Source organism: Tabrizicola sp. M-4, from assembly GCF_051132405.1.
GTDB lineage: Bacteria > Pseudomonadota > Alphaproteobacteria > Rhodobacterales > Rhodobacteraceae > Paragemmobacter.
The window spans coordinates 632,721-644,803 of record NZ_CP128606.1; the positions used below are offsets into that span (position 1 = coordinate 632,721).

The window sequence follows — 12,083 nt, forward strand, 5'->3', positions numbered from 1 at the left end:
CACTTGGGGGAGAGGGTGGGGAGAGGGGGCATCCGCTACCGCTCCTCCCGCGCCTTCAACCGCTTCTCCAGCCGCCGCATCAGAAGGCTCAGCCCGATCGTCATCGTCAGATAGATCAGTGCCGCCACGTTATAGGTCTCGAAATACTTGAAATTCCCCGCAGCCGTGACCTTCGCCAATTGCGCCACATCCCCCACGCCCAGCACCGAAACCAGCGACGAATCCTTCACCATCGCCACGAAATCATTGCCAAGCGGCGGCAGGATCATGCGAAACGCCTGCGGAAAGACGATATGCCGGAACCTCTGCCACCCGTTCAGGCCCAAAGCCTGCGCCGCCTCGATCTGCCCGCGATCCACCGCCTGCAACCCCGCGCGGAAGATCTCCGCCAGAAAGGCCGCATAGGCCAGAACCAAGGCCAACACCGCCCGCCACAACAGCGGGAAATCCCGCGTCCGGATCTCGCCCAGACCCAATGGCTCCGCCACCGCATTCCATCCCGCCACCACAAGGGGCGCAAGGACGAAAGCCACATACAGAAGCAGCACGATGATCGGGATGCCCCGCATCACCTCGATATAGAACCGGCACAACTGCCGCAGGATCAGGAACCGCGACAGGCACCCCACCGCCAGCGCCAGCCCCAGAAGGCAGGCCCCGGCATAGGCCACCACCGACACCATCACCGTGATGACGATGCCCTTCGACAGCGTGTCCAGCACCCGCGCATAATCCGCATTCGCCAGAACCTCGTAAAACAGCCAAAGGCCGATCCCCACGACAAGGACCAGCCACCACGGAAAATCCTTCTCCGGCTGCGCGCTCGGCGTCATGCGAAAGGCCCCGGACTCACCGGGGCCTCCCTTTCAACGGCAAAAAGGCTCATTCGCCCATCTTGTATTCAAGGAACCACTTGGTGTTCAGCGCATCCAGCGTGCCATCCGCCTTCATCGAGGCAATCGCCGCATTGATCGGTGCCACAAGCTCCGATCCCTTGGGGAAGATGAACCCGAAATCCTCGGTCGCCAGCGGTTCGCCGATGATCTTCAGCCCGCCGTTCGACGCCGCCACATAGCCATTCGCCGCCGTGGAATCCGACAGCGTCAGGTCCACGTCGCCCGCCTTCAACGCCTCCAGACCCGCACCGAAAGTCTCGAACTTGATGACGCGCGGGTTCTCCTCGTTGCCGTCAAGGATGTTGTAGACCGCCGCATAAAAGGGCGACGTCCCCGGCTGCGCCGAGACCAGCAGGTCGGGATTGGCGGCAAAGGACGCCGCATCCGTGAACCGCTCCTCATCCCCGCGCACGATCATCAGCATCTCGGACCGCATGTAGGGGTCCGAGAAATCGACCGCCTCCTTGCGCTCGTCCTTGATCGTGATCCCGGTCATGCCAAGGTCGAACTGCCCCTCCGAAACGGCGGGGATCATCGCATCCCACGAGATGTTCTCGTATTTCACCGTCGCATTCAGCCGCTTCGCGATTTCTGCCATCGCGTCATATTCCCAGCCGATCGCCTTGCCATCCTTGTCGAGGAATTGCAGCGGCGGATAGGCATTCTCCGTCACCACAACGATCTCCTTCCCGCCAAGGTCCGGCAGGTCTTGCGCAAAGGCGGCGGTGGCGGTCAGGCCAAGGGCAAGCGACAGGCCAGAGGCAAGCGCGGTCAGCTTCATCGAAAGGTCTCCCGTGGGTTCATGAATGTCGCAGCAGACTATGGTGCGCGCCCCGCCGCCTGTCCAGAGAGCGGGCTTCTCTTTTCCAACCCCGTCCCGGGCCTGACCCGGGACCTCCCCCCCGGCCCAAAGCACCCCGACCGGACCCCAAACGCAAGGCGCTCATTCCCCCGATTCGGGTTAAGGTAAATTCCACCCCACCGTTCGCTGCGTGCTGACAGTTTGCGGCACAAAACTCGGCACAGGTTCCGGTACAGTCATTTTCGCCCCAATCGCCCCGTAAACGCAGCGTTCTCAGGCACTTGCCCCGCAAACGGGGCAATCCCCCCGCCGCTTCACCCCGATCACCCGCGTCTCGGCAAAAAGCGCGTCATGTATCATCAGGCGGCCCTTCAGCGTCTCCCCCGCCCCCGTGACATGCTTCACCGCCTCCATCGCCATGATCGATCCGATCACCCCCGGCAGCGGTGCCGCAACCCCCGCCTCGGCACAGGTCGGCACCATCCCCGGCGCGGGCCGCACCGGGAACACGCATTCATAGCAGGGCGCGCCGCCTGCCGGATGGAACAGCGAAACCTGCCCCTCCCATTGGGTAATCGCCGCCGAAATCAACGGCTTGCCCAATTCCGCCGCCACCCGGTTCACCATGTAGCGCGTGTCGAAATTGTCCGTCCCGTCAAGGATCAGGTCATAGTCCGCAAACAGCGCCCGCGCCGTCGCCTCGTCCAGTCGTCGCTTGTAAGGCCGCAACTCGATGAACGGGTTGAGACCCTGCAACGCCACCTCCGCCGAAAACACCTTCGGCATCCCGATCCGCGCATCCGCATGGATGATCTGCCGCTGCAGGTTGGACCCGTCCACCACATCGTCATCGACAAAGCCCAGAGTGCCCACCCCCGCACCCGCCAGATACATCAGCGCGGGCGACCCAAGCCCCCCCGCCCCGATAACCAAGACCTTGGAATCCTTCAGCTTCCTCTGTCCCGGCCCACCGATCTCGCGCAGGATGATATGTCGGGCATAGCGGTCAAGCTCCGCCGGACGGAACGCACCCGACGGCGTGGCAGCCTCCTGCGGCGCAGCCTTCGCCCGCAACCGCCCCACCAGCGCGCGATAGCCAAGGATCAGCGCCGCCACCACGCCGAAGGCCAGCCAGACCCGCGCCTCCCCGCCTGTCGCCAGCCGCAGCGGATGCCCCTCCGGCAGCGCAAGATGCAGCCCCACCACGCCCAGCCACAGCACAAGGATCATCCCCAGCCGCAGCCGCACCGGGGCCTTCATCACGACGCCAACCCCCCACAGGGTCGCCGCAAGGGACAGGACAAGGATCATCGTTTCCCCGTCGAACCGAACCCGCCCACACCCCGCGCGGTATCCGACAGCACGTCAACCACCTGAAACTGCACCTGAATCACAGGTGCCACGATCATCTGCGCGATACGGTCGCCATGCCGGATCGTATAGGGCTCCGGCCCCAGATTGATCAGCGCCACGCCCAAAGGCCCGCGATAATCGCTGTCGATTGTTCCCGGCGTGTTGGGCAGCGTGATCCCGTGCTTCAAGGCCAACCCGGACCGTGGCCTTATCTGCATCTCGAACCCCACCGGGATCTCCACCCGCAGCCCCGTCGGCACCACCGCCCGATGCATCGGGTCCAAGGTGAACCCGCTCTCGCGATCCTCCGGCATCAGGTTCGCCCGGATATCCGCCCCTGCCGATCCCGGCGTCTCATAGGCGGGCAGGCCAAGGCCACGATCCGCCCAATCCTCCCAAAGCAACTTCAGGACCGTCACCGCCAAACCCCCAAGACTAGGAAATCCTTCGGAGAATGGCGGAATACTCTTCGCAGGGTTCCGCTCATCCCAGTGCCTCCGCGATCTTCCGCGCCAGTCGCCGCGCCACCTCGTCCTTCGGCAGGCGCGGCCATTCCTCCACCCCGGCCGCCGTGAGCAACGTCACCGCATTCTCCGCCCCGCCCATGATCCCCGTCCCCGGCGACACGTCATTGGCCACGATCCAATCACATCCCTTCCGCGCCCGCTTGGCCTGCGCATGGGCCAGCACGTCATCCGTCTCGGCGGCAAAACCCACCACCAGACGCGGACGTCGGTCCAGCGACTGCGACACGGCCTTCAGGATGTCCGGGTTTTCGGCAAACTCCAGCGCGGGCGCACCCGCCCCGGCCACCTTCTTGATCTTGCTCGCAGATTCATTGGCCACCCGCCAATCCGCCACCGCCGCCGCCATCACCGCCGCATCGGCCGGCAGCGCCGCCTCCACCGCCTCCAGCATCTGCCGCGCAGTCTCCACCCGCACCACCTGCACGCCCGCAGGCGCAGGCACGGCCGCAGGCCCCGTCACGAAAGTCACCCGCGCCCCCAGATCGCGCAGCGCCGCCGCGATGGCCGTCCCCTGCGCTCCGCTCGACCTGTTCGCGATGTAGCGCACAGGGTCAATCGGCTCATGCGTCGGCCCCGAGGTCACCACCACATGCTTCCCTGCCAAAGGCCCCGCCGCAAGCGCCGCGGAAATCGCCCCAAGGATCGCCACAGGCTCCGCCAACCGCCCCGGCCCATACTCGCCGCAGGCCATCTCGCCCTCGTCCGGCCCGACGAACCGCACCCCGTCGCCGCGCAGCACTGCAAGGTTCCGCTGCGTCGCCGGATGGTCCCACATCCGCACATTCATCGCGGGCGCCACCAGCACCGGCGTGTCCGTCGCCAGAAGCAGGGTCGATGCCAGATCATCTGCCCGCCCCTGCGCCATCTTGGCCATCAGGTCCGCCGTCGCCGGGGCCACCACCAGCAGGTCCGCCACGCGGCTCAACTGGATATGCCCCATCTCCGCCTCGTCCGTCAGGTCGAAGAGATCGGTGTAAACCTTCTCCCCCGCCAGCGCCGAAACGGACAGAGGCGTCACGAACTCCGCCCCGGCCTTCGTCAGAACCGGCGTGACCGCCGCGCCGTCCCTCCGCAAAAGCCGGATCAGTTCCAATGCCTTGTAGGCGGCAATCCCGCCACCGATGATCAGAAGGATACGCTTGCCGGTCAGCATGGCGATGCTCCAATGGCCCCGCCCACAGGTGTAGGGGGCGGCTGGCCGGAACTCAACCTTTCCCGCTTGATCGCATGGGGCGCGGCCTCATCCGCCCTGTTGTTCGAAAACGGCGCAGGGGTCGCCGCGCTCTGGCACGCCTTCCGTCAGCACCCAAAGGTGATGCGGCGGGCGGCCCGTCGGGATGGCTTCCAGTTGCGCAATGGAAAGCACCGTCACATCCGGCTTTGCCAGACGCAGCAGGGCAGGCGCGCCGATATCGGTGCGCGCGTGTTCCACGCCTGTGATCACCACCACCGGCCCGCCCGTATCTTCCAGCGCACGCAGCGCGGCATCGGCCAGCGATGCATCGCGCAGACGCTGTGCCTCCACCATCCCTGCCAGCGCGGCGGTCGGCAGGGCGTCGCAATGGGCCGCCTGCAAACCCGCCTCGCGCCGTGCCTGATCTTCCCCCGCCAGCGGTTCGGTCAGGCCAAAGCGCTCGGCCCCCGCCCCGAAGACGGCCGCCGCCCCCTCGCGCAGCGCGCGGCGCACATCCGCCGTGCCGGGGTCGCCCGCATAGATTCGCGCCTCGGGCGCGGCGGTGAAGATCGGGTGATACATGCTGAAATCGGGCCAGCCGCGGTCTTCCCATCGGGTCGCTGCAGCCATGGCCGCGGCATCGCTGCGGTCCTCGGGAAGCGCATCCACATCCCCCGCCCCCAGCATCTCGAAAACGAGTGCGGCCGGTGCGATGGCCCTTACGGCACGCGCCTGGTTCACATGGTGGTAGGGGTTGTCGTGGATTTCGCCCAGAAAGACCACGTCCACATCCGGCAGACGTTCAAAAGCCTCGGGCCCGATCTCGCGCGCTGATGCTACCCCGCCAAAGGACAGGGTCAGCAGCAGGGATATCGCGGTCCACCTCATGAAAGCAGAGCGTAAACCTCGCGCGACTGCGCTTCAAGGCTGCGGCGCATCTTGGTGAAGGCAGCGGCCTCCAACTGCCGCACCCGCTCTTTCGAAAGACCAAGCTCTTCGCCCAGCGATTCAAGGGTGCGCGGCTCGTCCTTCAGCTTGCGTTCCGCCACGATGTAACGTTCGCGTGCATTGAGCGACTGCATCGCCTTGACCAGCCAGTTCCGCAGCCGTTCGGCGTCATGCGCGCCTTCCACGGCCTCGGCCGCCTGCGGGCCTTCATCCTCCAGCGCGTCGATCCACTCGCGCCCGTCCTCATCCGACGACTGCGTCGCGTTAAGCGAGAAGTCGGAACCCGACAGCCGCCCCTCCATCATCTCGACATCCGCCAGCGGCACGCCGACCTCGGTGGCGACCAACTGCCGCAGCTGGAACTGATCCAGCGTTTCGCCGCGCGAGGCCGCCTCGCGTTCCAACTTCGCCTGCACACGGCGCAGGTTGAAGAACAGCGCCTTCTGGCTGCTGGTCGACCCGGTCCGCACCATCGACCAGTTGCGCATCACATAGTCCTGTATCGACGCCTTGATCCACCACACGGCATAGGTCGAAAAGCGCACCCCGCGATCCGGATCGAACTTGTCGGCGGCCTTCATCAGGCCAAGGCTCGCTTCCTGAATCAGATCGTTCATCGGCGCGCCATAACGGCGGAATTTCGCGGCCATGCTGATGGCAAGACGCATATAGGCGGTCACAAGACGATGCAGCGCCTGTTCATCCCGCCGATCGCGCCACGCATAGGCCAGACGCAATTCCGTCTCTGCGTCCAGAAGTTCCGCCCGCATCGCTTGGCGAGACATGGTTTGGTCGGTATATCCGTCGAGTGCCATCGAAACCCCCAGTCAGATAACGCGTATCGGCCTTCATTTCTTACCGATTTGTGAATTTTACGGGGCTGATGTGAAACTGGATCAATGCCGGACGAAATTTTCTTGCTTCCCCATCTCAGCCTCGTGATTGGCGGCGCGCGCTCTGGAAAGTCACGGCTTGCCGAACGTCTCGTCTCCGGCACCGGCCTTATGCGGCGCTACATCGCCACCGCCGAAGCATGGGATGACGAAATGCGCGACCGCATCGCCCGCCACCGCGCCGACCGTGGCGCGGGCTGGATCACGGTGGAGGCCCCGCTCGACCTTGCCACCGCTCTGGCCGAGGCAAGGGCGGGCGAGGTTGTGCTGGTCGATTGCGCGACCCTCTGGCTGACCAACCATCTTCTGGCCGACCACGATCTGGAGGCCGAAGGCGAGGGCCTGATCGCCGCGCTTGCCGCCTGTGCCGCCCCCGTCGTCGTGGTCTCGAACGAGGTGGGCTGGGGCATCGTGCCCGAAAACGCGCTGGCCCGCGCCTTCCGCGATGCGCAGGGCCGTCTGAACCAACGCATCGCCGCCGAGGCGGGCCTTGTCGTCGGGGTCATGGCAGGGCTGCCCATGGTCCTAAAGGGGCGGATGCCCGCATGGATGTGACGCGGCTGTGGTGGGTACGGCATGGGCCCACGCATGAAAAGGCCATGGTCGGTTGGCGCGACGTGCCCGCCGACCTGTCCGACACGGCGGCCCTTGCCCGACTGGACGCCCATCTTCCGCGCGAGGCGGTGCTGGTCTCCTCCGACCTGAGCCGCGCCGCCGCTACGGCGGATGTCTTGGCCCATGGCCGTCAGCGGCTTCCACACCACCCCGGCCTGCGCGAATTGCATTTCGGTGAATGGGATGGCCGCACATGGGACGATGTCGCCCGCAGCCACCCCGAGCTTTCCTTTGCCTATTGGGACGATCCCGGCGACCACCGCCCACCGGGCGGCGAAAGCTGGAACGAGGCGTCAGCCCGCATTTCCGCCGCCACCGATGCGCTTATCCACGCCCACGCGGGACGCGACCTTATCCTCGTCGCCCATTTCGGCGCGATCCTCACGCAACTCCAGCGCGCGCTGGGCTGCAGCGGCGTTAAGGTTCTTGGCCACAGGATCGAGAACCTCTCCGTCACCCGTATCGATCTGGGGCCGGAAGGGTGGCATGTCGTGACCATCAATCACTGCCCGTGATGGGGCACATCAGGAAACAGCGTTTCAAATGATCCCCTGCTCCGGCTAGGGTGAGGCGAAAGAAGGGGATTTTAATGACCTACGACCTCGTGATCGGTGACCGCGCCTATTCCTCATGGAGCCTGCGGGGCTGGCTTTTCTTCGACGCCTTCGGAATTCCGGTGAAACTTCATCGCGCACGGCTGTACACCGACGAATTGCCGACACTTTTGCAACAGTTCTTCCCCGGCAAGACCGCCCCCACCATGCGCACGCCCGACGGTGTCGTCGTCCCCGAAACCATCGCCATCGCCGAGGAACTGGCCTCCCGCCACCCGGAGGCCGGGCTCTGGCCCGCCGATCCGAAGGCCCGCGCCATCGCCCGCGTTCTGGCGGCCGAGATGCATGCAGGCTTCACAGCCCTGCGCAGCCATTGCCCGATGAACCTGCGCGTCTCCTACTCCGATTGCGCCCCCCCTGCCGAGGTGCTGGCCGATCTCGCCCGGTTGGAGGTGATCTGGGCATGGGCGCGCCGCGAAACCGGCGGCGCGGGGCCATGGCTCTGCGGGGAGTATTCGGCTGCCGATGCCTTCTTCGCCCCCGTCGCCACCCGCATCGCCACGTACAACCTTCCCGTCGGCCCGCAGGCGATGGACTATGTGCAGGCCCATCTCGCGCACCCGTCCTTCCGGCGCTGGCGTGCCATGGGCCTTGTCGATGGAGCGGATCAGGAATTCTATCGCCGCGATTATCCGCGTCGCGACTGGCCGGGGCCAAAACCACTCCCGGCCCGCGCGGTTGACGGGGCAGGGGCGGAGAACGCGCTCTGTCCCTATTCCGGCACGCCGGTGACGCATGTCCTCGAACTGGACGGTCGGCGCTTCGGGTTCTGCAACGCATTCTGCCGCGACAAGACCGTGGCCGATCCCGAGGCATGGCCCGCGTTCATGGCCCTTTACCATTCGTAAACCATTCCCGCGCTACCCCTGATCCGAAAGGGCAGGGGTGGCATGCTGGCGCGGTCCTACACGGTGGCCTTCGAAGGGATCGAGGCGCGGATGGTCGAGGTGCAATGCGCCGTCGCCCCCGGCATGCCCTATTTCGGCATCGTCGGATTGCCTGACAAGGCGGTCTCCGAGGCGCGCGAACGGGTCCGCGCCGCGCTTTCCGCCATGTCCATCGCGCTGCCCTCGCGGCGGATCATCATGAACCTCTCTCCTGCCGATCTGCCCAAGGAAGGCTCCCATTTCGATCTGCCCATCGCCCTCGCCCTCCTTGCCGCGCTGGACATCATCCCCAAGGACGCGGTCGAGGCGACTGTGGCCCTTGGCGAACTCTCTCTCGACGGTCGCCTGATCCCCGTGGCGGGTGCCCTTCCCGCCGCCATGGCCGCAGCCGAGGAAGATCGCGCCCTCCTCTGCCCCCGCGCCTCCGGCCCCGAGGCGGCATGGGTCGGCGCGGTGCAGGTCCTTGCCGCGGGATCGCTGGACGAGGTGATCCGCCACTACACCGGCCAATCCGTCCTGACCCCTGCTGAGGCGGGTGAGGTCACGGGCGACCCCGCCCGCCGCGACCTGCGCGAGGTCAAGGGGCAGGAACGCGCCAAACGCGCGCTGGAGATCGCGGCGGCAGGCCGCCACCATATGCTGATGATCGGCACGCCCGGATCGGGAAAATCGATGCTCGCCGCCCGCCTCCCGGGCATCCTGCCCCCGCTTTCGGCGGCAGAGGCGCTGGAAACCTCCATGGTGCATTCGCTGGCGGGACTCATCTCCGAAGGGGGCATCTCACGCGCGCGCCCCTTCCGCGAACCCCATCACACGGCCTCGATGGCGGCCATCGTCGGGGGCGGCAAGGGAGCCAAGCCCGGCGAGATCAGTCTTGCGCATAACGGCGTTCTGTTCCTCGACGAATTCCCCGAATTCGCCCGCCCCGTGCTGGAAACCCTGCGCCAACCCATCGAGACGGGCGATGTCGTCGTCGCCCGCGCCAATGCCCATGTCCGCTATCCCTGCCGTTTCCTGCTCATCGCCGCCGCCAATCCCTGCCGCTGCGGCTATCTCACGGATCCGGCCCGCGCCTGCACCAAGGCCCCGATCTGCGGCGAGGAGTATCTTGGCCGCATCTCCGGCCCGCTGATGGACCGTTTCGATCTGCGGGTGGAGGCCCCCCCCGTGGCATGGCAGGATCTTGACCTGCCCCCCTCCGGCGACAGTTCCGCCACCGTCGCCGCCCGCGTCGCCGCCGCGCGCGACCGGCAGACGGCCCGCCTGGCGGGTCACCCCAAGATGCGCGTCAACGCCGATCTGGAAGGCGCGATGCTGGAACAGGTCGCCGCACCCGACGAGGAAGGCCGCGCCTTCCTTGCCCGCGCCGCCGAACGCTTCGGCCTGACGGCGCGCGGCTATCACCGTATCCTGCGCGTCGCCCGCACCATCGCCGATCTCGACGCCAGCGAAACGGTCCGTATGCCGCATGTGGCCGAAGCCGTCGGCTATCGGCTGGTCATGGGTCCGAAAGGGTGAACAGTCGATCCGGGATCAGTGGTCGTCATGGGCGTGATCGCGGTCGATCACATAGCGCTTGTCGCAATAGCCGCACTCGACCCAGCCCGTATCCTGTGGGATGGTCAGCCAGACACGCGGATGGCCAAGCGCTCCTTCGCCCCCGTCGCAGGCCACTTTCCACGTGGTGACGACTTCGGTTTCGGGGGCGTCGAAGGACATGGGGCTACCTCTGCTTTTCTGCGCGCGCATTCTACCGCCTGTCGCGCAGGGGGCAAGGGGGTGGGATGCCGCGCCGCCGCTCAGGCCCCGATCAGCCGCGCGCGGCCTTTCAGTGCCGAAAGCCACATCAGGCCATGCACCGTTGCCCGGGCGGGTATGTATTCCGCAGACACCCAGCCGGAATATCCCGTCCGGTCGAGTTCCGCGCAAAGCCCGGTCAGATCGAACCCGCCGCCGCCCGGTTCGTTCCGCCCCGGAAAACCCGCGATCTGCACGTGGTTCACCCGCCCCTTGTGCCGGGCCCAGACGTCATCCGCATTGCCGTGAATCCGCGCCGCGTGCCAAAGATCGAACTGGATGCCAAGGTTCGGCAGGGCCAGATCATCCACGATCCGCGCTGCCTGATCGAAGTCGTTCAGAAAATATCCCGGCATGTCGTCGGGATTCAGCGGCTCTACGGTCAATTGCAGGTCGGGGGCCTGTCCGGCCGCCCATGACAGGTTCTCCACATAGGTGGCCTCCGCCTGCGGCCCCCGCGCGACACCCGCCATCACATGCACGCGCCCCGCGCCCAGCTGCGAGGCCAGCTCCGCCGCACGCAGAAAGCCGCTGCGGAACACGCCTTCCATCCCCGGCACGGCGGCAAACCCCCGCTCCCCGGCGGCCCAGTCGCCCGGATGCGTGTTGATCAGGGCAACAGGCATCCCGGCCAGCGCGGCCTGCCAATCCTTCGCCGGATTGTCATAGGGAAACAGCACCTCCACCCCGTCGAACCCCGCCTCGCGGGCAAGGTCTGGACGCGCCAGCATCGGCACCTCGGTGAAGAGCATCGTCACATTCGCGGCAAACAGGGGCATTCAGGGAAGCTCGTCCGAGGGAATCACCGGGAAGAACCTGCCCGATGACCACAGGCCGAACCAGTCTTTTCCGGCGACCGTCGCATGAACGCAAAGATCGACCAGCCTGTAGAAGGACTTCCGGTCGATCAACGCTTCCAGCCCCGCACGCACATGGATGTAGGGCGACGGCTCGCCGCTCTCCGGGTCGCGCACCACCCGCAGGGGATGCGCTTCGTCCAAGGGAACAAGGTCCCCCACCTGCGTGCGGAAGATCAGCGATTGCCGGTCACCCTCGCCCGAGATGTCGAAATCGACGGCCACGAAGGGCGCATCATCGACGACGATCCCCACCTTCTCGACCGGGGTCACCAGAAAGAACCTGTCCCCCTCCTTCTTCAGGATGCCGGAAAACAGCTTCACCAAGGCAGGCCGTCCGATGGGCGTTCCCTCGTGGAACCACGTGCCGTCCCGCGCGATCCGCATGTCGATGTCCCCGCAGAAGGGCGGGTTCCAAAGATGGACGGGCGGCAGCCCGTTTCCGCTTGCCGCGCGTGCCGCCGAGGCAAGGCCATCGGCCGACGGGCCGCCCCGTGTTTCGCTGGCCTCATTCGATTTCATATTCACCCTCGCATCCATGCGATCCATACGGGCCGCCCGTCATCCCGCCGCAGGATAGAGCGCACAGGGGCAATGGCAAACGCCCTGATGGCTTCGCAATATCCAAATCGCCACTCCTTTGATTTCCGACATGGCTCGCCCATGCAACGGGCAGTCCGGCGGCAACACCGCGACCGGGTCACAGAGTTTTGTTTGTCC

General features: G+C 66.1%; 14 protein-coding genes. 4 read left to right on the top strand and 10 right to left on the bottom strand.

What is annotated here, in order from left to right; translation table 11 throughout:
* Positions 1-35 precede the first annotated feature (35 nt).
* The 7 genes from TabM4_RS03175 to TabM4_RS03205 form a co-directional block, all read right to left on the bottom strand.
* Positions 36-833 carry an amino acid ABC transporter permease gene (locus TabM4_RS03175; protein ID WP_434618304.1) on the bottom strand — a complete coding sequence of 266 codons (798 nt, stop codon included), beginning with the start codon at positions 831-833 and terminating at the stop codon, positions 36-38.
* 49 nt (positions 834-882) lie between these two features.
* Positions 883-1,677 carry a transporter substrate-binding domain-containing protein gene (locus tag TabM4_RS03180; protein ID WP_434618306.1) on the bottom strand — a complete coding sequence of 265 codons (795 nt, stop codon included), beginning with the start codon at positions 1,675-1,677 and terminating at the stop codon, positions 883-885.
* 294 nt (positions 1,678-1,971) lie between these two features.
* On the bottom strand, positions 1,972-3,009 hold the full coding sequence (locus TabM4_RS03185; RefSeq protein ID WP_434618309.1) for a HesA/MoeB/ThiF family protein: 1,038 nt from the start codon (positions 3,007-3,009) through the stop codon (positions 1,972-1,974).
* Positions 3,006-3,470, bottom strand: coding sequence for a dUTP diphosphatase (gene dut / locus TabM4_RS03190; RefSeq protein ID WP_434618311.1), 465 nt, complete (start codon positions 3,468-3,470; stop codon positions 3,006-3,008). Before dut ends, TabM4_RS03185 begins: the two co-directional genes overlap by 4 nt.
* Positions 3,471-3,534: 64 nt before the next feature.
* Positions 3,535-4,731 carry a bifunctional phosphopantothenoylcysteine decarboxylase/phosphopantothenate--cysteine ligase CoaBC gene (gene coaBC, locus TabM4_RS03195; RefSeq protein WP_434618314.1) on the bottom strand — a complete coding sequence of 399 codons (1,197 nt, stop codon included), beginning with the start codon at positions 4,729-4,731 and terminating at the stop codon, positions 3,535-3,537.
* An 87-nt stretch (positions 4,732-4,818) separates the two neighbouring features.
* A complete protein-coding gene (locus tag TabM4_RS03200; RefSeq protein ID WP_434618317.1) occupies positions 4,819-5,640 on the bottom strand; it encodes a ChaN family lipoprotein in 822 nt (273 codons plus the stop codon).
* Positions 5,637-6,515, bottom strand: coding sequence for an RNA polymerase factor sigma-32 (locus TabM4_RS03205; RefSeq protein WP_434618320.1), 879 nt, complete (start codon positions 6,513-6,515; stop codon positions 5,637-5,639). Before TabM4_RS03205 ends, TabM4_RS03200 begins: the two co-directional genes overlap by 4 nt.
* An 84-nt stretch (positions 6,516-6,599) precedes the next feature.
* Between TabM4_RS03205 and cobU the strand changes: the two genes are divergently transcribed.
* The 4 genes from cobU (at position 6,600) to TabM4_RS03225 (ending at position 10,227) form a co-directional block, all read left to right on the top strand.
* The gene (gene cobU, locus TabM4_RS03210) at positions 6,600-7,148 is read left to right on the top strand and encodes a bifunctional adenosylcobinamide kinase/adenosylcobinamide-phosphate guanylyltransferase (RefSeq protein ID WP_434618323.1); all 549 of its coding nucleotides are present in this window, start codon (positions 6,600-6,602) and stop codon (positions 7,146-7,148) included.
* Entirely contained in the window at positions 7,139-7,723 is a 585-nt protein-coding gene (locus tag TabM4_RS03215; RefSeq protein WP_434618326.1) for a histidine phosphatase family protein, read from the top strand. Before cobU ends, TabM4_RS03215 begins: the two co-directional genes overlap by 10 nt.
* A 74-nt stretch (positions 7,724-7,797) precedes the next feature.
* The gene (locus TabM4_RS03220) at positions 7,798-8,670 is read left to right on the top strand and encodes a glutathione S-transferase (RefSeq protein WP_434618329.1); all 873 of its coding nucleotides are present in this window, start codon (positions 7,798-7,800) and stop codon (positions 8,668-8,670) included.
* 42 nt (positions 8,671-8,712) lie between these two features.
* On the top strand, positions 8,713-10,227 hold the full coding sequence (locus TabM4_RS03225) for a YifB family Mg chelatase-like AAA ATPase (RefSeq protein WP_434618332.1): 1,515 nt from the start codon (positions 8,713-8,715) through the stop codon (positions 10,225-10,227).
* A gap of 15 nt (positions 10,228-10,242) precedes the next feature.
* Here the strand turns inward: TabM4_RS03225 and TabM4_RS03230 are convergent, their stop codons facing one another.
* The 3 genes from TabM4_RS03230 to TabM4_RS03240 all read right to left on the bottom strand — a co-directional run bounded on the left by TabM4_RS03230 (position 10,243) and on the right by TabM4_RS03240 (position 11,885).
* Positions 10,243-10,428, bottom strand: coding sequence for a zinc-finger domain-containing protein (locus TabM4_RS03230; protein ID WP_434618335.1), 186 nt, complete (start codon positions 10,426-10,428; stop codon positions 10,243-10,245).
* 80 nt (positions 10,429-10,508) lie between these two features.
* A complete protein-coding gene (locus TabM4_RS03235; RefSeq protein WP_434618338.1) occupies positions 10,509-11,285 on the bottom strand; it encodes a hydroxypyruvate isomerase family protein in 777 nt (258 codons plus the stop codon).
* Entirely contained in the window at positions 11,286-11,885 is a 600-nt protein-coding gene (locus TabM4_RS03240) for a DUF1285 domain-containing protein (RefSeq protein WP_434621909.1), read from the bottom strand.
* Between the last annotated feature and the right edge of the window lie 198 nt (positions 11,886-12,083).

Coding starts and splice junctions, on each gene's coding strand:
- TabM4_RS03175 (WP_434618304.1), bottom strand. CDS start 833: ATGACGCCGAGCGCGCAGCCGGAGAAGGATTTTCCGTGGTGGCTGGTC.
- TabM4_RS03180 (WP_434618306.1), bottom strand. CDS start 1,677: ATGAAGCTGACCGCGCTTGCCTCTGGCCTGTCGCTTGCCCTTGGCCTG.
- TabM4_RS03185 (WP_434618309.1), bottom strand. CDS start 3,009: ATGATCCTTGTCCTGTCCCTTGCGGCGACCCTGTGGGGGGTTGGCGTC.
- coaBC (WP_434618314.1), bottom strand. CDS start 4,731: ATGCTGACCGGCAAGCGTATCCTTCTGATCATCGGTGGCGGGATTGCC.
- TabM4_RS03200 (WP_434618317.1), bottom strand. CDS start 5,640: ATGAGGTGGACCGCGATATCCCTGCTGCTGACCCTGTCCTTTGGCGGG.
- TabM4_RS03205 (WP_434618320.1), bottom strand. CDS start 6,515: ATGGCACTCGACGGATATACCGACCAAACCATGTCTCGCCAAGCGATG.
- cobU (WP_434618323.1), top strand. CDS start 6,600: ATGCCGGACGAAATTTTCTTGCTTCCCCATCTCAGCCTCGTGATTGGC.
- TabM4_RS03215 (WP_434618326.1), top strand. CDS start 7,139: ATGGATGTGACGCGGCTGTGGTGGGTACGGCATGGGCCCACGCATGAA.
- TabM4_RS03220 (WP_434618329.1), top strand. CDS start 7,798: ATGACCTACGACCTCGTGATCGGTGACCGCGCCTATTCCTCATGGAGC.
- TabM4_RS03225 (WP_434618332.1), top strand. CDS start 8,713: ATGCTGGCGCGGTCCTACACGGTGGCCTTCGAAGGGATCGAGGCGCGG.
- TabM4_RS03230 (WP_434618335.1), bottom strand. CDS start 10,428: ATGTCCTTCGACGCCCCCGAAACCGAAGTCGTCACCACGTGGAAAGTG.
- TabM4_RS03235 (WP_434618338.1), bottom strand. CDS start 11,285: ATGCCCCTGTTTGCCGCGAATGTGACGATGCTCTTCACCGAGGTGCCG.
- TabM4_RS03240 (WP_434621909.1), bottom strand. CDS start 11,885: ATGAAATCGAATGAGGCCAGCGAAACACGGGGCGGCCCGTCGGCCGAT.